Source organism: Vagococcus hydrophili, from assembly GCF_011304195.1.
Lineage (GTDB): Bacteria > Bacillota > Bacilli > Lactobacillales > Vagococcaceae > Vagococcus > Vagococcus hydrophili.
Window position 1 is genome coordinate 251,898 of the sequence record NZ_CP049887.1, and the last position, 18,930, is coordinate 270,827.

The 18,930-nt window shown below is 35.5% G+C and carries 15 protein-coding genes; 6 read left to right on the plus strand and 9 right to left on the minus strand.

Annotation, left to right across the window (positions count from 1 at the left end; genetic code table 11):
* Window positions 1-59: 59 nt before the first annotated feature.
* The 3 genes from whiA to rapZ are packed head-to-tail and all read right to left on the minus strand — an operon-like array spanning window position 60 to window position 2,887.
* A complete protein-coding gene (gene whiA / locus G7082_RS01320; RefSeq protein WP_166033377.1) occupies window positions 60-980 on the minus strand; it encodes a DNA-binding protein WhiA in 921 nt (306 codons plus the stop codon).
* Window positions 981-1,001: 21 nt separating this feature from the next.
* Window positions 1,002-1,994: a gluconeogenesis factor YvcK family protein gene (locus tag G7082_RS01325; RefSeq protein WP_166033378.1), complete on the minus strand. Its 993-nt coding sequence runs from the start codon at window positions 1,992-1,994 to the stop codon at window positions 1,002-1,004.
* Window positions 1,991-2,887: an RNase adapter RapZ gene (gene rapZ / locus G7082_RS01330; protein WP_166033379.1), complete on the minus strand. Its 897-nt coding sequence runs from the start codon at window positions 2,885-2,887 to the stop codon at window positions 1,991-1,993. Before rapZ ends, G7082_RS01325 begins: the two co-directional genes overlap by 4 nt.
* 145 nt (window positions 2,888-3,032) lie before the next feature.
* On the opposite strand from rapZ, the gene G7082_RS01335 reads away from it, so the two are divergent.
* From G7082_RS01335 to G7082_RS01345, 3 genes are read left to right on the plus strand one after another with little or no spacing between them, the layout of a single operon-like run.
* A complete protein-coding gene (locus tag G7082_RS01335) occupies window positions 3,033-3,401 on the plus strand; it encodes a GntR family transcriptional regulator (protein ID WP_166033380.1) in 369 nt (122 codons plus the stop codon).
* The gene (locus G7082_RS01340; RefSeq protein ID WP_166033381.1) at window positions 3,398-4,246 is read left to right on the plus strand and encodes an ATP-binding cassette domain-containing protein; all 849 of its coding nucleotides are present in this window, start codon (window positions 3,398-3,400) and stop codon (window positions 4,244-4,246) included. The genes G7082_RS01335 and G7082_RS01340 overlap by 4 nt, the downstream gene beginning before the upstream one ends.
* Before the next feature lie 9 nt (window positions 4,247-4,255).
* Window positions 4,256-4,990, plus strand: a complete 735-nt coding sequence (locus tag G7082_RS01345; RefSeq protein WP_166033382.1) for a hypothetical protein — start codon at window positions 4,256-4,258, stop codon at window positions 4,988-4,990.
* A 185-nt stretch (window positions 4,991-5,175) separates the two neighbouring features.
* Here the strand turns inward: G7082_RS01345 and uvrA are convergent, their stop codons facing one another.
* Entirely contained in the window at window positions 5,176-8,004 is a 2,829-nt protein-coding gene (uvrA, locus tag G7082_RS01350; protein ID WP_166033383.1) for an excinuclease ABC subunit UvrA, read from the minus strand.
* 11 nt (window positions 8,005-8,015) lie between these two features.
* Window positions 8,016-10,010 (minus strand): excinuclease ABC subunit UvrB, encoded by a 1,995-nt coding sequence (uvrB, locus tag G7082_RS01355; RefSeq protein WP_166033384.1) that lies wholly within the window; start codon window positions 10,008-10,010, stop codon window positions 8,016-8,018.
* A 179-nt stretch (window positions 10,011-10,189) separates the two neighbouring features.
* Between uvrB and G7082_RS01360 the strand changes: the two genes are divergently transcribed.
* Window positions 10,190-11,524 (plus strand): C1 family peptidase, encoded by a 1,335-nt coding sequence (locus G7082_RS01360; RefSeq protein WP_166033385.1) that lies wholly within the window; start codon window positions 10,190-10,192, stop codon window positions 11,522-11,524.
* Between the two features lie 816 nt (window positions 11,525-12,340).
* Here G7082_RS01360 and G7082_RS01365 read toward each other — a convergent pair.
* Both G7082_RS01365 and G7082_RS01370 read right to left on the minus strand, forming a co-directional pair.
* Window positions 12,341-13,279, minus strand: a complete 939-nt coding sequence (locus tag G7082_RS01365) for an LCP family glycopolymer transferase (protein WP_166033386.1) — start codon at window positions 13,277-13,279, stop codon at window positions 12,341-12,343.
* A 117-nt stretch (window positions 13,280-13,396) separates the two neighbouring features.
* Window positions 13,397-14,575 carry a MalY/PatB family protein gene (locus tag G7082_RS01370; protein WP_166033387.1) on the minus strand — a complete coding sequence of 393 codons (1,179 nt, stop codon included), beginning with the start codon at window positions 14,573-14,575 and terminating at the stop codon, window positions 13,397-13,399.
* Between the two features lie 160 nt (window positions 14,576-14,735).
* On the opposite strand from G7082_RS01370, the gene G7082_RS01375 reads away from it, so the two are divergent.
* Both G7082_RS01375 and feoB read left to right on the plus strand, forming a co-directional pair.
* Complete coding sequence (locus tag G7082_RS01375) at window positions 14,736-14,972, plus strand: FeoA family protein (protein ID WP_166033388.1); 237 nt, start codon at window positions 14,736-14,738, stop codon at window positions 14,970-14,972.
* Window positions 14,962-16,872, plus strand: coding sequence for a ferrous iron transporter B (gene feoB / locus G7082_RS01380; protein ID WP_166033389.1), 1,911 nt, complete (start codon window positions 14,962-14,964; stop codon window positions 16,870-16,872). Before G7082_RS01375 ends, feoB begins: the two co-directional genes overlap by 11 nt.
* A gap of 405 nt (window positions 16,873-17,277) precedes the next feature.
* Here the strand turns inward: feoB and copZ are convergent, their stop codons facing one another.
* Both copZ and asnS read right to left on the minus strand, forming a co-directional pair.
* Window positions 17,278-17,490, minus strand: coding sequence for a copper chaperone CopZ (gene copZ, locus G7082_RS01385; RefSeq protein ID WP_166033390.1), 213 nt, complete (start codon window positions 17,488-17,490; stop codon window positions 17,278-17,280).
* Window positions 17,491-17,631: 141 nt separating this feature from the next.
* On the minus strand, window positions 17,632-18,930 hold the full coding sequence (gene asnS / locus G7082_RS01390; RefSeq protein WP_166033391.1) for an asparagine--tRNA ligase: 1,299 nt from the start codon (window positions 18,928-18,930) through the stop codon (window positions 17,632-17,634).

Consider the following 18,930-nt stretch of genomic DNA (forward strand, 5'->3'; position numbering starts at 1 on the left):
GGCACAAAAAAGCGTGAGAAAAGGGATTCTACCAACTCTCTACGCTTTTTTAATAACTATTATAACTTATCTGCAAATTCGTTTATTTTTCTAATTCGATGATTAATTCCTGATTTAGTGATCGGGCCAGAAGGTAACATCTCGCCTAGTTCTTTCAAACTAATTTCCGGATTTTCTAAGCGCATTTCTGCCACTTCTTTTAATTTTTCAGGTAAACTATCTAAACCGACTCTGTCAGCAATCAAACGAATATTTTCAATTTGACGTTTGGCTGCATCGGCTGTTTTATTCATATTGGCATTTTCACAGTTCATCAAACGATTTACTGAGTTTCTTAGATCGCGTACTATTCTGACATCTTCAAATTTCAACATGGCATTCGTTGCCCCTACTAAAATGAGAAAATCAGCAATCTCTTCTGCCCCTTTTAAATAAACGATAAAGCCATTACGACGATCTAAAACACGACCATTAAAATCATAAAATTTCAACATCTCACACAAATCATTGCACTGATCTTCGTACATGGAATAAATCTCTAAATGGTAACGACTAGTTTCAGGATTATTGACCGAGCCACCAGCTAAAAAGGCGCCACGTAAATACGAACGCATTTTTTGCTCATTTCCCATGATAGACTCCGAAACACGAGTTCTAAACATAAACCCGTCCATAATTTCAAGATCATTTAGAACCGTCTGAGTCCCTTGTTTCAATCTCACAATATAAACATTGTTTTTCTTTAGTTTCATTTTACGTCGAACTAACAGCTCACTATTCACTTGATAATGATCTTTTAGTAAGGTATAAATTCTTCTAGCGATCGCTGCATTCTCCGTTTGAACATTTAAAACAAACTGGCGATTCACTAGTGTAACTGCACCGTTCATTCTAATTAAAGCGGCTAACTCCGCCTTTGCGTGTTCCTTATGAACTTCCAATGTGGTCAGTTCTTTTTTTACATCTGCTGCAAAAGACATCCTGACTCACTCCCTTACTTTTTAATATTTTGTCCCAAAGACTAAACGGAATAACTCTTCCACTACTTTGTTGCCATCATGGAAAACTCCGCCATCTTTAAGTTCTAAGAAGTCCGCAGAAATCACGCGACACTCTTCATCTCTTAACCCTTGGAAATTGTGGCGAACTTGTACCAAATACTCATCATAAACATCAAAATCCATATATCCTTCTGGAATAGGTTCGGTATTTACTAACACAGTATCCACAAATTTTGCGCCTAAATGTTTGTGTAACACGCGAATGTGATCGGCATCAGAAAAATGCTCTGTCTCACCTTTTTGCGTCATGATGTTACAAATATAAACCACTTCAGCTTCTGATTCTTTAATCGCTTGACCTAAATCCTCAATCATTAGGTTAGGTAAAATACTAGTATATAAACTACCAGGACCAAGCACAATCATATCCGCTTCTTTAATGGCAGTCACGACTTTACGTGCCGCTTTTGGTTTCTCATCATCTCCAGTATTTTTTACATAAACATACTCGATTTTTTTACGGTCTTCGGCAATTTTAGATTCACCTGCTACATCTGTTCCATCTTCAAATCTTGCATGAAGCGTTAAAGATTTTTCTGATGCTGGATAAATATGACCATCCACATGCATAAATTTCGTTAGCAATTGAATAGCGTCATAGGTACTTTCTTTCATTTCAGAAAGAGCCGCAATAATCAAATTACCAATCGTGTGATTCGCTAAAAAATCATCTTCTTGTTTAAAACGATATTGGAAGATCTTTTCATACATTTGAGGCATATCCGATAAAGAAACTAGCACATTACGTAAATCCCCAGGAGGACTCATGTTGACACTTTCTCTTAAAGCACCACTACTGCCACCATCATCAGCCACTGTTACGACTGCTGTGATATCTGCACTTTGATAACGAAGACCTTTTAAGATAACTGGTAAACCAGTTCCGCCACCGATAACGACGATCTTAGGTCTTCTTATGCGGTAAGTTTTCATGAACGATTAACTGTTTCTTTTCTTTTTGAAATATCTCGGTGGGTGATATTTGTCTTATAATCTTGTTCAATACGGTGACCCAAACGCTCAGTTAAAGCAACCGAACGATGTTGACCACCTGTACAGCCAATCGCAATCGTTAAACTCATTTTACCTTCTTTTTTATAACCTGGTAGAATGCTTAAAATTAATTCTTCGTATTTTTGATAGAAATCTTCTGTCATTTCTGACGCCATCACGTAATCATAAACTGGTTTATCTTTACCACACATTGGACGTAATTCATCCACATAGTGAGGATTCGGTAAAAATCTGACATCCATCACGATATCTGCGTCAATTGGTAGTCCGTATTTAAACCCAAAAGAAACCATCTCAACTCTAAAAGTTGAGGTATCTTGAGACTTGAAGTTAGACATGATGCGTTCTCTTAACTCACGAGGCGCCAATTTTGTCGTATCGATCACTAATTGTGCTTCGGCTTTTAATTCACTTAATAATGAACGTTCTTTAGCAATACCTTCTGTCACTAATCCGTCCATCGCTAAAGGATGGGTTCTTCTTGTTTCTTTATAGCGAGAAACTAATTCTTTGTCTGAAGCATCTAAGAACATAATGCTTGTATCAACTAATTTTGTATTTTCAATTTCAATTAACATACTTTGGATTTCTTGGAAAAAAGCACGTGATCTTAAATCAATCACTAAGGCTATTTTTGTAATTTTGCCAGATTCTTTAATTAATTCCCAAAATTTAGGAATTAAACTTGGAGGTAAGTTATCAATACAGAAAAAGCCCATATCCTCGAAACTTTGGATAGCCACTGTTTTACCAGCACCACTCATTCCTGTAATAACAACTAATTGAAGACTTTCTATTTGTTTTTCTTCCATTTATCTCACTCCCTATTTTCAATTCTTCAATTATAACATACCTGGCGTGTCATAAGATAGCTAAAAAAATTATTTGACAATTTCACTACTCGGATATATAGTTAGTTACATAACCAACTAACCAAATAAGTAGTGAGGTGATTTCATGAAGTTTAATTACACAGGTGACAAACCTTTATTCCAACAAGTAGCTGATCAAATCAATGAAGGTATCTTAAATGGTGCTTACTCAGAAGGGGCTCAAATCCCTTCAACGACAGAGATTTCAAAAGTTTATCAAATCAATCCAGCGACCGTATTAAAAGGGATGAATATTTTAGTCGATTTAGAGTTAATCGAAAAGAAACGTGGTATTGGCATGTTTGTTCTATCAGGAGCGAAGGAGAAAGTGATTAAAATGAAAAAAGAAGAGTTCTTAAATCAAGATGTGCATCAAATTATTGAAGAAGCTAAAAAATTAAATATTAGCTTGGAAGAATTAAAAGCTATTTTAGAAAGAGGGTATCAATCATGAGTTTAGAAATCAAAAATATCGATAAAAATTATAAAGATAAAAAAGCGTTAGATAATATCACCATTACGATTGAACCAAATAAAATTTATGGATTACTCGGTAGAAACGGTGCTGGTAAAAGTACTCTTTTAAATGTTATAAACAATCGCAGCGTACCAAGTAGTGGAGACGTTCTCTTAGATGGAAACACTTTACTTGATAATGAAGTCACTCTTAATCAAGTTTATCTAATGAGTGAAGACAATCTTTTTCCTTCAACGATGAAAGTGAAAGACATGTTTAAAATTTCGGAACAATTCTACGGTTCTTTTGATTGGGATTTAGCTGAAAAGATGTTGGAAGAGTTTGAACTTACTAAAAAAACAACTTTCAAAAAATTATCCACAGGTTATCGTAGTATTGCCAAGTTAATCATTGCCTTATGTGTTCCCTGTGATTACATCTTTCTAGATGAACCTGTTTTAGGATTGGACGCAGCCCACAGAGAATTATTTTATGAGTTTCTAATTGAAACCTATGAAACAAGCCCACGAACTTTTATTATCTCAACTCACTTAATTGAAGAGATTACTAATTTATTAGAAAGTGTCATCATTATCGACAAAGGAAAAGTTAGTGTCGCTGAAGACGTTTCAACTATTTTAGAAACATCTTTCACCTTGTCTGGTCCTAAGACAAGTGTTTTAGCTGCGGTTAAAGACTCAGAGATTCTTGGTCAGGAAGAACTGGGTGATTTCATTAGCGTTCATATCACAGGTCAACTGCCAGATAATTTTTCAAATGATATTTCCGTTTCACCACTTAATCTACAAAATTACTTCGTTCAATTAACTAAAAGAAAGTAGGTTTTATTTATGAAATTATCCACAGCAATCTCTTATCGTTTTAAGTATCAAATGAAGTCAGCCATCATTTTCTTTGCATACTTTATCTTTTTTGCCGTTATATTGCCTTTAGTTGGGATCTTTATGGCAGGTGGCGTTGATCAGGTCGTAAAATCTGACGCCATTATTCCTGGTATTGTCTTCATGATAATACTTGCTTTCATTGGGATTAGCACTGATTTTAAATTATTTATTCAAAATGGCATGTCACGACTTAACATTTACTTAGCTTCTTTAATTTCAAATGCCATTTTATCAGCTGTTTTCGCTTTGGCTTTGATGCTGTTTCCATTTTTATTAAATAAAGTTTTACCGACAAACTTTAAATTCACACTTTTTCTAACTGAATTTTACACCGATAATAACGTGTTCCTTAGTTTCTTACTCTTGTTTGTTTTACTTCTAGCTGCAAGTTCGTTTGGAACAATTGCTGGAACATTTAATGACCGTGTGACGGGTGTAAAAAAACTAATTGTCATTGGTTTACTGATTGTCATTCCTATTTTAGTTAGCATGCTCATTCAAATTATTAGCCCTAGTTTAAGAGCTGATTTATTTCTATTCTTCCAAAAAATATTAGGTCTTGGCAGTGGAAAAGTTGAAGTATTACCGTTTATGATCACTTTAATTACCCTCTTTATCATTCTTTCAATTGTCACTTATTTAATGAATATCAATCGTGAAATTAAACGAGTTAATGGATAAAAATATTCTAAAAAAGCGTTTAGCTCCAGTTGCTCGGGGCTAAACGCTTTTGAATCTACCATTTCTATTCAGAGATTTAAAAGCAACTCCTTCGGCAACTTCACAACTCATAAGCAATCCCAAAACCTCGGATTGTTTATGAGTTCCTCCAGTTGCTCGGAGTTAAACGCTTTTGAATCTACCATTTATTTAAATCTTTCCATTACTTCTTTTAGATAATAACCTGTGAAGCTTTCTTCGACCATCATGACTTCTTCTGGTGTTCCTGTCGTTACAATTGTACCGCCACCATCGCCGCCTTCTGGTCCTAAGTCGATAATGTAATCTGCTGTTTTAATCACATCTAAATTATGTTCAATCACAAGAACTGTATTACCTGCATCCACTAAACGGGTTAACACACCAATCAATCGACTGATATCATCTGCATGAAGTCCCGTTGTTGGTTCATCTAAAATATAGAAGTTCTTGCCAGAGGAACGTTTATGTAGTTCACTAGCAAGTTTCATCCGTTGAGCTTCCCCACCAGATAATGTGGTTGCTGATTGCCCTAATTTAACATAACCTAAACCAACATCAACAATGGTCTGCATTTTACGATGAATTTTAGGTATTGCTTTAAAGAAATCAACCGCATCTTCCACCGTCATCTCTAAAATTTCTGCTATATTTTTACCTTTGTATTTAACCTCTAAAGTTTCCGAATTGTAACGCTGACCATGACAAACTTCACAAGGAACATACACATCTGGTAAAAAGTGCATTTCAATCTTAATAATACCGTCCCCACGACAAGATTCACAACGTCCACCTTTAACATTAAAGCTGAAACGTCCTTTTTTATAACCACGAATCTTCGCTTCATTTGTTTTTGAGAACAAATCTCGAATATCATCAAAGACACTCGTGTAAGTTGCCGGATTACTTCGAGGTGTTCGACCAATCGGACTTTGGTCAATATCAATAATTTTTTCAATGTCTTCGTAACCTGTTATTGATTTATATTTGCCAGGTTTTTCCGAATTACGATTGATTTTTTGAGCCAACGCTTTTTTCAAGATTCCATTAACTAAAGTACTTTTACCTGAACCTGAAACGCCTGTCACCGCCACAAATTTACCTAGTGGGAATGACACATTTAAGTTCTTCAAATTATTTTCAGCTGCACCTTTAACAACGATTGATTTTCCGTTGCCAGTTCTTCTTTCTGTTGGTACTGGAATTTGTTTCTTACCAGATAAATATTGTCCTGTTAACGAATTTTCATCTTGCTCAACTTCACTCGGTGTTCCTGCTGCAATAATTTGACCACCTAATTCACCAGCACCAGGACCAATATCAATCAAATAATCTGCTGAACGCATGGTATCTTCATCATGTTCCACAACGATTAAGGTATTTCCTAAATCACGCATCTTCTTCAAGGAATCAATTAAGCGATTGTTATCACGTTGATGTAACCCAATCGACGGCTCATCTAAAATATAAAGAACCCCTGAAAGATTAGAACCAATTTGTGTCGCTAATCGAATCCGTTGCGCTTCTCCTCCTGATAACGTACCAGCTGCACGACTTAAAGTTAAATAAGTCAGTCCTACATTTTTTAAGAAACTTAAACGATCTTTGATTTCTTTTAAAATCGGATTGGCTATCATTTGTTCCTGTTCACCAAATGATAACTCATCAAAGTAAGCTAAACTATCTCCGACAGCTAAGTTACTAATTTGACCAATATGTTTCCCATCAACTTTTACAGAAAGAGCTTCTTCATTTAAACGATACCCATGACAAGTTTCACACGTTAATTCGGTCATATATAACTTCATTTGTTCTCTCGTGTAATCACTATTTGTTTCATGATAGCGACGTTTGATGTTTATCAAGATACCTTCAAACGGAATATCCACATCTCTGACGCCACCAAATTCATTTTCATAATGAAAGTGAAACTCTTCTCCTTTTGAGCCTTTTAGTAAAATGTCTTGTTGCTCACTTTCTAATTGCTCAAAAGGTGTGTCAAAATCAATTCCAAATTGTTCACAAGCTTGTTCCAACATTTGTGGATAATAGTTTGAACTAATTGGGTTCCACGGTGCAATGGCTCCTTCTCTTAATGTTTTACTGCCATCAGGAACCACTAAATCCTTATCCACTTCTAACTTAACGCTTAATCCGTCACACTCAGGACAAGCCCCAAAAGGTGTATTGAATGAGAATAATCTTGGTTCAATTTCACCTACTGTAAAGCCGCAATAAGGACAAGCGTAGTGTTCACTAAACAGCATTTCTTCCTGTCCCATGACATCGACTAAGGCGTAACCTTCTGATAAGCGTAAAGCCATCTCAAAAGAATCAAACAGTCGTGAGCGGACACCTTCCTTAACCACAATTCGGTCCACAATAATCTCAATTGAGTGTTTCTTGTTTTTTTCAAGTTCTGGAACTTCTTCAATATCATAGCTCTCTCCGTCAATTCGAACGCGGACAAAACCTTCTTTTTTGATTTTCTCAAAAACTTTTTTGTGTTGTCCTTTTTTACTACGAACAATCGGTGCTAAAATTTGAACTTTGGTTCTCTCTTCTAATTCCAAAATTCGGTCCGTCATCTGTTCAGGAGATTGACTGCTGATTTCTGTGCCGTCATTCGGACAAATCGGATGACCTACACGAGCATACAATAATCTCAAATAGTCATTAATTTCTGTCACCGTTCCAACAGTTGAACGAGGGTTTTTACTTGTTGTTTTTTGGTCAATCGAGATAGCAGGACTAAGCCCATCAATACTATCCACATCTGGTTTATCCATTTGACCTAAAAATTGTCTTGCATAAGCCGATAGACTTTCCACATATCTTCTTTGCCCTTCAGCATATAATGTATCAAAAGCTAAAGAACTTTTCCCAGAACCTGAAAGTCCAGTAATAACTACTAACTCATCTCGTGGAATGGTCACATCAATATTTTTTAAGTTATGCGCACGTGCTCCGCGGATAACTATTTTATCGTTAGCCATGAGTATCCTCCTTATTTAAGTGCCTTTAATTCTAAAATCGTATCTCTTAAGGTTGCTGCTTTTTCAAAGTCTAATGATTTCGCTGCATCTTTCATTTGTGCTTCTAACTCTACTAATAATTCAGATTTTTCAGCTTTATTTAAGTGTTCAAATTGCTCTGTTAAGCTGATATCTTCTTCATCTTCACTTGTCTTAGAAATACGAATTAAGTCACGAATTTCTTTAATGATTGTTTTCGGCGTAATACCATGTTCTATGTTGTATGCTTCTTGAATGGCACGTCTTCTTGCTGTTTCCTCAATTGCATAGGTCATAGAATCTGTCATTTTATCGGCATACATAATAACTTTTCCGTTTTCATTACGAGCCGCACGACCAATTGTTTGAACAAGAGAACGCTGACTTCTTAAGAACCCTTCTTTATCGGCATCAAGTATCGCCACAAGTGATACTTCTGGAACGTCAATTCCTTCTCTTAAAAGGTTAATTCCAATTAGAACATCAAATTCACCTAAACGTAAATCACGGATAATCTCTGTTCTCTCTAATGTTTTGATATCACTATGAAGGTATTTTACTTTAATCCCTAACTCTTTAAAGTAGTCTGTTAAATCTTCAGACATTTTCTTCGTTAACGTCGTGATAAAGACCCGTTCATTTTTCTCAACTCGATCATTAATCTCTCCAACCAAGTCATCGATTTGTCCCATGATTGGTCGAACCTCAATTTCAGGATCCAGTAAACCAGTTGGACGAATAATTTGCTCTGCCACAATATCTGTTTGCTCTGCTTCGTAAGGACCAGGTGTTGCTGAAACATAAACAATTTGATCCACATGATCTTCAAATTCACCTAACTGCAGAGGACGATTATCTAAGGCGCTAGGTAATCTGAAACCATAATCCACTAACATTTGCTTTCTCGCTCTATCCCCATTATACATTCCGCGTACTTGAGGCATGGTCACGTGAGACTCATCTACCATAATCAAGGAATCTTCTGGGAAGAAGTCGATTAATGTATAAGGAGGTTCTCCCTCTTTTCTACCTTCCATTTGACGGGAATAGTTTTCAATTCCTGAACAATAGCCCATTTCACGCATCATTTCGATATCATAATTCGTTCGTTGTTCTAGTCGCTGAGCTTCTATCAGTTTTTCATCTTCGCGGAGTTCTTTTAATCTGACATCCAGTTCTTCTTGAATTCTTCCAATGGCTTCTTCCATTTGTTCTTCATTGGTTACAAAGTGAGTTGCAGGGAAAATCGCTACATGCTCTGTGTCTTTCATGATTTCTCCTGTTAAGGCATTCACTTCACGAATCCGGTCAATTTCGTCTCCAAAAAATTCAACTCGTAAAGCATGCTCATCTCTTGAAGCTAAGAAAATCTCTACAACGTCACCACGAACTCTAAACCGCCCACGCTGAAAATCGATATCGTTACGATCAAATTGAATATCTACTAAAGCTCGCAACAACTCGTCTCGCTCCATCTCCATACCCACACGAAGGGAAAGAACTTGATCTTGATATTCTTTTGGATCTCCTAACCCGTAAATACAAGAAACAGAAGCAACGACAATCACATCATTACGCTCTAACAAAGAACTTGTGGCTGAATGTCGCAGTTTATCAATCTCATCATTGACACTTGAATCTTTTTCAATGTAAGTATCACTTGAGGGAACGTACGCTTCTGGTTGATAGTAATCATAGTAACTCACAAAATATTCCACTGCATTATTTGGGAAAAATTCTTTAAACTCACTATATAATTGCCCAGCTAAGGTTTTATTATGAGCAATGATTAGGGTTGGCTTATTGACTTCTTTAATCACATTAGACATGGTAAATGTCTTACCAGAACCTGTGACCCCTAATAAAATTTGCGCTTTTTCTTTTTTATTTATATTATCTACTAACATTTTTATTGCCTCTGGTTGGTCACCAGAAGGTTCATATTTAGACACCAAATCGAAAGTGTAATCCGTTCGTCTTTCTATCATTTTAAAGGACTCCTTTGGCTGTTTATTGACTTTTTCATTTTACCATACCGAACACACTTTCGCCAATTGGAACTTTTAAAAACAAAAAAATACTCATATCATTTTCCTTTTTTGAACTAAAGTAGTATAATATATGAGTAGATATACATATGTATTTTAAAAGAGAGGATGTTCAATTTATGTCTAAAGAAATTTCACTGAATCAAATTAAAGCGTTTAATGAAGAATACTACGCTAAACCAACTCACTTAATCAGCCAAAGAGCGGTTAAAAAGAATGGGATTTTAGCATCATCAGAGAATCAATCATCAATTGTCAAAAATAATCCTGTCTTTTCAATCGATATCGACACAGGAAAAGTTGCCAATCAAAAACAAAGTGGTCGCTGTTGGATGTTTGCAGCCCTTAACACTTTCCGTCACCAAATTACAGATACTTTTAATATTAAAGATTTTGAGTTATCTCAAAACTATACTTTCTTCTGGGATAAATTTGAAAAAGCTAACTATTTCTATGAAAATATTTTAGCCACATCAAATGAAGAGTTAAGCAGTCGAAAAGTTGCATTCTTACTTCAAACTCCTCAACAAGATGGCGGTCAATGGGATATGCTTGTGGCGATTATTCAAAAATACGGCATCGTACCAAAAGCAATCATGCCTGAAACATTTAGCAGCTCTCAAAGTCGTGATCTAAATGGCTTTTTAGATAAAAAATTACGTAAAGATGCATTAACTTTAAGAACTTTAGTCGCTGAAAATAAATCAGCTGAAGAAATTACTATTGAAAAAAATAAAATGCTCCAAGAAATTTACAACTTATTAGCAACAACTCTTGGAACACCACCAGAAACATTTGACTATTCTTATGTCGACACATATGGAAACTATCATTTAAAACAAGATTTAACGCCACAATCATTTTACGATGAATTTATCGGACGCGATTTAAATGACTATGTAAGTATTATCAATGCCCCAACAACAGATAAACCTTACAATCAAGTTTACACCGTTGAAATGTTAGGGAACGTGGTTGGTGGAAAAGAAGTTCGCCACTTAAACGTAGACATGCCAACCTTTAAAGGTTTAGCCATTGGTCAATTAAAAGCAGGCGAAGCTGTCTGGTATGGTTGTGATGTGGGTCAATCATCAACACGTGACTCAGGTCTTATGGCAACTGACGTTTACAGTGTAGAAGAAACGTTAGACATTGATTATACAATGACAAAAGCAGACCGCCTTGATTACGGGGAAAGTTTAATGACTCACGCTATGGTTATAACCGGCGTGGATTTAGTCGATGAAAAACCAACTAAATGGAAAGTAGAAAACAGCTGGGGAGATAAAGTCGGCACCAAAGGATATTTCGTAATGAGTGACGAATGGTTAGAAGAATACACATACCAAATCGTCATTAACAAAAAATACTTACCAAAAGAATTACTAGAAGTCATCGAAAAAGATGATGTAACTACACTACTACCATGGGATCCAATGGGCGCATTAGCGTGATAAAAAAGGCGGTTAACTCCAAGCAACTGGAAGAAATGAAAAATAATTCGTGCTTTTTGAATTAATTTTCATTTCTGAAGTTGCCGCAGGAGTTGCCTTTTGAATCCAGACTACATAGCGTGATAAAAAAGGCGGTTAACTCCAAGCAACTGGAAGAAATGAAAAATAATTCGTGCTTTTTGAATTAATTTTCATTTCTGAAGTTGCAGCAGGAGTTGCCTTTTGAATCCGGACTACATAGCGTGATGAAAAAGGCGGTTAACTTCAAGCAACTGGAAGAAATGAAAAATAATTCGTGCTTTTTGAATTAATTTTCATTTCTGAAGTTGCCGCAGGAGTTGCCTTTTGAATCCAGACTACATAGCGTGATAAAAAAGGCGGTTAACTCCAAGCAACTGGAAGAAATGAAAAATAATTCGTGCTTTTTGAATTAATTTTCATTTCTGAAGTTGCAGCAGGAGTTGCCTTTTGAATCCGGACTACATAGCGTGATGAAAAAGGCGGTTAACTTCAAGCAACTGGAAGAAATGAAAAATAATTCGTGCTTTTTGAATTAATTTTCATTTCTGAAGTTGCCGCAGGAGTTGCCTTTTGAATCCGGACTACATAGCGTGATGAAAAAGGCGCTTAACTCCAAGCAACTGGAGGAACTACTAAACAATCCACGTTTTTCGGATTATTTTTTATTCCTGAAGTTACCGAAGGAGCAGATTTTTTATTCCCGACTATAAACCTGATAAAAAAGGCGTCTAGCTTCAATTAACTAAAAAAATACCGCGTTGTAAGGTCATACTTACATCACGGTATTTTTACTTTTTATTTAGGTAATTGTTGTTTCAATAATGTTTGAATACGTACTAATTCTTCATCTGGAATGACTTGATATGATAAACCATCAATCATTTCACCATTTCCGTGAAGAGTTTCATTATCAATTGTTGTGAAACAGTTACGGTAATCTTTGGCGATTTTAAACATTTCATCTGGTTCTAAATCAGTCTTCATGTTCTCTTCAATCGCTTTTAAGATTTGTTTATAGCGAGTCACACCGTTAAATGTTAACGCACGATCAGCAATGGCACCAATAACTTCTTGTTGTCTTGCTTGGCGACCGTAATCTCCATTTGGATCTTCATATCTCATACGAGTATAGGCTAATGCTTGTTCCCCGTTTAATTTATTTTTACCTTTAGGGAATTTATGACCATCTTGTTCAAATTCAAATTTATTATTCACTTCGACGCCATCAACGGCATCTACTAAAGCTTCAAAACCTTCCATGTTAATCCATACATAATGATCAAGTGGAATATCTAAGAATTTCTCCATTGAATCTAGAGCCATTTTTTCTTGTCCATAAGCATAGGCATGGGCAGCTTTTTCAACTGTTCCTTGTCCAACCATTTCCATACGTGTATCACGAGGAACGCTGACTAAGGTTGTTTTATTTTCTTTTGGATTGACTGTCGCAACTAAAATAGTATCTGAACGGCCAACATCTGTTCTTCCAAATTCTCCTGTATCAAGACCTAATAGTAAAACCGAAAAAGGCTCGCCATCTTTAATATTTGTTGTATCCACTCTTCCCTTTACAGGTTGACTTACCTTATTAGCAGTATTTTTTACATCGAAATAAGTTTTACCTAAAAATGCTGTTGCTCCTACTAAAAGGACGACTAAAATTCCTAATAAAACGAAAAGGGTTTTCTTTAATGGTCCACTTTTTTTCTTGTTCTGTCTCTTACGAGTTTCCATAATTCATCTCCTATAAATAACAATTTAAAATAATTCTATCATAAAATTTTAATAAAAACTATTTTTAATAAAAGAGGTTTAAATAAATTTAAACAATTAAGATAACATCTTCTATTTTTAATTCACTAATGCTTCGATAATTTTACGTGTTGCCGTGACAACATTTTCTGTTTTTGTCGCTAAATTCATTCGAATAAATGACTGATGATCTTTATCAAACCATTCTCCGTAATCAATCGCAATACCAGCTTTCTTTTCCATAACCTCTACGATATTTTGATCTTTTAAATAATACGATAGATCTATCCAGGCTAAATATGTGGCTTCTTTAGGCGAAACTAAAACATGAGGTAATTCTTTTTCGAACATTGCCTTCATCACTGAATAGTTATATTCAATGACTTGAATCAACTCATCTAGCCACGTTTCTCCGTGAGTATAAGCTGCCTCTGTTGCAATCGTCCCCATCAAACTAATGGTATTATTAACCGCTTTTTCAGCAAAAATATCATATTGATTTCTTAATCCTTCGTTTGGAATCAAGACGTGTGAATGTAATAAACTAGCAATATTAAATGTTTTAGATGGAGCGCTTAAAACAAATACGCTATCTAAATAGCTTTCTTTTAATGACAAGGCACTTACAAATTCTTTTCCTGGTTGAATAAAATCTTGATGAATTTCATCTGAAATCACTTTTACTTGATGCTTTTCACAAATGGAAAATAATTGTTCTAATTCCTCTTTTGACCACACTCGTCCTACGGGATTTTGAGGTGAACAATGAAGAAATAATTTAACGTCCATTTTTATAATGTCAGCTTCAAACTGGTTAAAATCAATTGAGTAACTTCCTTTATCATTAACTAGTTGTGAGACAACTAAATGACGATTGTTATTATTAACCGCATCGTAAAACGGATAATAAACCGGCGCTAAAATAAGAACACTCTCTTCTTCTTCCGTAAACGCTTGAATCAAGTAGTTAAATGAATTCACAACACCTGTTGTAAATCTGATCCACTCTTCCTTTATCTCAATATTATGACGCTTTTTTTGCCACTGGATAAAAGACTCATAGTAAGTATCACTAACGAGTGAATAACCAAATACACCATGTTCAATTCGTTCTAGCATTTTTTCTTGAATTTCTTTAGGAACTTTGAAATCCATATCTGCTACCCACAGTGGTAGTAAATTAGTTGTTGAAAAACGATCTTTTAACCCATCCCATTTAACTGAATTAGTTCCAGATCTCTCTACATAATACTGTTCAATAAACTCTTCCCTAGACATTTTCCCCACTCCTTTTTTCCTAGTTATCTAATTATAACCAATTTCGACTCATTTAACATCATAAATAAATTTTGTCTTATTACGTGTATTGCTAAAAGGTTCACTTAGGGTTATAATAAAAAAAGATTAGGTTAACCTAAAAATAGAAAGAGGCATATTTATGAATTTACTAAAAATTCACTCTCAAGAAGAGGCAATTATTGAAGATATCCTTCATCCTGATGAAGAGATGAAACGACGTTTATTTGATTTAGGCTTCTACAAAGGTACTATTGTGAAAAAAGTTCTTGTAAGTCCTAAGGGAGACCCCATTGCTTACCGAGTTCGCGGGACAACAATTGCCCTTAGAAATAGTGACGCCCAATACATTGAGGTGAAAAAAAATAATGGAAACTAATACTGAAACATTTACAATCAAAAAAAAATCGCCAACTGATCATGTCATCTCTTTAGCTGGAAATCCAAATGTTGGTAAAAGTTCAATTTTTAACGAACTCACAGGGATGAGACAGCATACAGGGAATTGGCCTGGAAAAACCGTCGATTTAGCGCAAGGTTACGCTAGTCATAATGATAAAGGGTATGTTCTTGTGGATTTACCTGGAACCTATTCACTCATGGCCCACTCTCAAGAAGAAGAAGTTGCTAGAGATTTTATTCAGTCAACAGATTCAGAAGCAACAATCGTTGTTTGTGATGCGACTAGTTTGGAAAGAAATTTAAATTTGGTTTTACAGATTATGCAAATCACACCTAAAGTTGTCGTCTGTGTGAATCTTTTGGATGAAGCAAAAAAGAAAAAAATTGATGTTAACTTATTAAAACTACAAGAATTACTAGGTGTTCCTGTTGTTGGAACATCTGCTGTAAAAAAACAAGGCTTAGATGAGTTGATGACTCAAGTTGAAAAAGTTACCCTAGGTGAAATCAAAGCTAATCCTTATATGTTAGATGCCTTAGAACAAATTCATCAAGATTCCGAAACAGAAATTTTAGCGATTCTTGACCGAGCATCTGTTATCGCTAGTGAGGTGCTTACTTTTGGTGATAAGGATTTTGATAAAAAAGATCGTGTGCTTGATAAAATTTTAACTCAAAAAAGCACGGGTATTCCGATTATGATTTTGCTGTTACTCTTAATTTTCTGGTTTACCATTGTCGGAGCTGACGGACCCTCTGACTTTTTAGCGGATCAATTCAACCAATTTGGAAACTGGCTCACTCACTTAGCTAATCAAGCCAAGATTCCGACTATCATTCAAAGTGTTTTAATTGACGGGATTTATAAAGTTCTGTCCACCGTTGTTGCGGTGATGTTACCACCTATGGCAATCTTCTTTCCAATCTTTACTTTGCTAGAAGATTTCGGTTACTTGCCTCGTGTCGCTTTCAACTTGGATAAATATTTCCAAAAAGCAGGCGCCTGTGGTAAACAAGCCTTAACTATGTGTATGGGATTTGGTTGTAACGCGGCTGGCGTGGTCGGGACACGAATCATTGATTCACCAAGAGAGCGACTCATTGCTATTATTACTAACAATTTTGTACCTTGTAATGGACGCTTTCCAATTCTAATTGCTGTAATTACCATGTTTTTTGCAGGAACAAGTACAGGTTTACTTGGTTCCTTAAAATCAGCTAGCTTTTTAACAGCTATCATTTTGCTAGGTGTTGCCACAACGATTTGGGTTTCCAATCTTTTATCTAAAACCATATTAAAAGGAATGCCTTCATCATTTACGTTAGAATTACCACCTTACAGAAAACCACAAATTGGACAAGTGATTGTGCGCTCAATTTTCGATAGAACCTTATTTGTTTTATGGCGTGCGATTATTGTTGCGGCTCCTGCTGGTTTAGTGATATGGTTACTAGCTAATATCCACATGGGGGATCAATCTGTTTTACAAGCTATCACAGGTTTTATCGATCCATTTGCTCAACTTATGGGACTTGATGGGACTATTCTAATGGCCTTTATTTTAGGTTTACCAGCCAATGAGATTGTTATTCCTATTATGGTAATGGGCTACATGGCTACAAGTACAATTACCGATTACAGTTCACTCACTGAGTTTCACCAATTACTCGTTAATAATGGGTGGACATGGCTAACAGCTGCTAACGTGCTATTATTTACACTCTACCACTGGCCATGCTCCACAACGCTAATGACAATTTACAAAGAAACTAAAAGCAAAAAATGGACATTCATTTCCTTTATCACACCAACTATTATCGGTGTAGGAATCACCATGCTAACAACACTAATTGCCCATTTATTTGGCTTGGTATAAGGTGAATAAAAAATTGGTTTGCTCTGAGTAACTGGAAGGAATCTAAAACAATCCACGCTTTTCGGATTGATTTAAATTCCTGAAGTTACCGAAGGAGCAGATTTTTTATTCCCGATTAACAGCGTGATGAAAAAGGCGTTTAACTCCAAGCAACTGGAGGAAATAAAAAATAATCGGTGCACTTTCGATTAATTTTTATTTTTGAAGTTGCCGCAGGAGTTGCCTTTTGAATCCAGACTAAAATAAGGTGAATAAAAAATCGATTTGCTCTGAGTAACTGGAAGGAGCAGATTTTTTATTCCTGACTATAAGTGTGATCGTAATTTGAGTATTAAATAGTAAGCGTAAATCAAATAAAGAGGCAGACATTTAAAGTCCGCCTCTTATTTCTTTCTTTGTTTCAAATTAAATACTACTTGCTTCATACCCTAACTCAGTAATAACTTCCATCACCTTATCAAGAGGGATTTTAGTTTCATCAAACTTAATTTTAGCTTCTGCCTCTTTTAATTTTACTTTGATTTTTTCAACGCCCTCAAGCTCGTTCACAGCTTTTTCAATTTTACCAACACAATGCCCACAACTCATACCGTCTATTTTAATTTTTTGTTTTGTCATAATATATCACCTTTCTTTTTAAAAAGATTTACATCTGTAGTTCATACTTTTATAATACTCCCATCAAACATCTTTGTCAAAGATTTAAACATACAAAAAAAGGACTGTGACATAAGACGTCACAGTCTCTAAAACTTCTCTCTATGGGTAAATACGGTGTAACAAACGAGGGAATGGACTTGCTTCACGAACATGCTCAACGCCGCAGACCCAAGTAACAGTACGCTCTAAACCTAAACCGAAGCCAGAGTGAGGAACCGCACCATATTTTTGTAAATCTAAATACCATTCATAATCTTTACGATCTAAACCATCTTTTTCGATTTGCTCTAATAAGTAGTCAAATCCGATAGCACGTTCACTACCACCAATGATTTCTCCGTAACCTTCTGGAGCAATCATGTCGGCACGAATAACAACATCATCTCTTGTTGGATGTGGTTTCATGTAGAATGGACTCATTGATTTTGGATAATTTAAAATGAAGACTGGTTTTTCATAGTGGTTCGCGATAAACGTTTCATGTGGAGAACCAAAGTCATCTCCCCATTTAATATCTTCAAAACCATTTTGTTGTAATAATTCAACAGCTTCATCGTAAGAAATACGTGGGAAAGGTAATACTGTATATTTCTTAAGTAATTCTCTATCACGACCTAAAACGTCTAATGCATAATCACAATTTTCTAACACTTTTTCAATCATGAATGATACATATTGTTCTTGGATTTCTAAACTTTCTTCTTGATTAACAAAAGCCATTTCAGGTTCCATCATCCAGAATTCAGTTAAGTGACGACGTGTTTTAGATTTTTCAGCTCTAAAGGTTGGTCCAAATGAGAATACTTTACCAAATGCCATTGCAGCAGCTTCTAAGTATAATTGACCTGTTTGAGAAAGATAAGCAGGATCTCCAAAGTAATCTGTTTCAAATAATTCTGTTGTGCCTTCTGGTGCACTTGCTGTTAAAATCGGTGGATCAATTTTAATAAAGTTACGTTCGTTAAAGAATTCGTAAGTCGCACGGATTAATTCGTTACGAACTTGCATAATCGCATGTTGTTTTGAAGAACGTAACCATAAGTGACGATGATCCATTAAGAAGTCTGTTCCGTGCTCTTTAGGTGTAATTGGATAATCTTTACTTTCTCCAATAATTTCAATTCCTGTAATACCAATTTCATAACCAAATTTTGAACGTGTATCTTCACGAATCTCACCTGTAATCATCACAGATGTTTCTTGGTTTAAGTTTTTAGCAACATCAAATAGTTCTTCTCCAACTTCACTCTTCACAAGAATTCCTTGGAAGTATGCTGAACCATCTCTTAATTGCAAGAAAGCTATCTTACCACTTGAACGTTTATTAGCGATCCAAGCCCCAATCTTGACTGTTTCTCCTACATGATTTTTTGAATCAATAATCTGTATAGTTTTCAT

Bases quoted from the DNA above. Each gene is read 5' to 3' on its own strand.
- G7082_RS01365 (WP_166033386.1), bottom strand. From the start codon at position 13,279: ATGGAAACTCGTAAGAGACAGAACAAGAAAAAAAGTGGACCATTAAAG.
- G7082_RS01340 (WP_166033381.1), top strand. From the start codon at position 3,398: ATGAGTTTAGAAATCAAAAATATCGATAAAAATTATAAAGATAAAAAA.
- copZ (WP_166033390.1), bottom strand. From the start codon at position 17,490: ATGACAAAACAAAAAATTAAAATAGACGGTATGAGTTGTGGGCATTGT.
- uvrA (WP_166033383.1), bottom strand. From the start codon at position 8,004: ATGGCTAACGATAAAATAGTTATCCGCGGAGCACGTGCGCATAACTTA.
- G7082_RS01370 (WP_166033387.1), bottom strand. From the start codon at position 14,575: ATGTCTAGGGAAGAGTTTATTGAACAGTATTATGTAGAGAGATCTGGA.
- uvrB (WP_166033384.1), bottom strand. From the start codon at position 10,010: ATGATAGAAAGACGAACGGATTACACTTTCGATTTGGTGTCTAAATAT.
- rapZ (WP_166033379.1), bottom strand. From the start codon at position 2,887: ATGGAAGAAAAACAAATAGAAAGTCTTCAATTAGTTGTTATTACAGGA.
- asnS (WP_166033391.1), bottom strand. From the start codon at position 18,930: ATGAAAACTATACAGATTATTGATTCAAAAAATCATGTAGGAGAAACA.
- G7082_RS01360 (WP_166033385.1), top strand. From the start codon at position 10,190: ATGTCTAAAGAAATTTCACTGAATCAAATTAAAGCGTTTAATGAAGAA.
- feoB (WP_166033389.1), top strand. From the start codon at position 14,962: ATGGAAACTAATACTGAAACATTTACAATCAAAAAAAAATCGCCAACT.
- G7082_RS01335 (WP_166033380.1), top strand. From the start codon at position 3,033: ATGAAGTTTAATTACACAGGTGACAAACCTTTATTCCAACAAGTAGCT.
- G7082_RS01345 (WP_166033382.1), top strand. From the start codon at position 4,256: ATGAAATTATCCACAGCAATCTCTTATCGTTTTAAGTATCAAATGAAG.
- G7082_RS01325 (WP_166033378.1), bottom strand. From the start codon at position 1,994: ATGAAAACTTACCGCATAAGAAGACCTAAGATCGTCGTTATCGGTGGC.
- G7082_RS01375 (WP_166033388.1), top strand. From the start codon at position 14,736: ATGAATTTACTAAAAATTCACTCTCAAGAAGAGGCAATTATTGAAGAT.
- whiA (WP_166033377.1), bottom strand. From the start codon at position 980: ATGTCTTTTGCAGCAGATGTAAAAAAAGAACTGACCACATTGGAAGTT.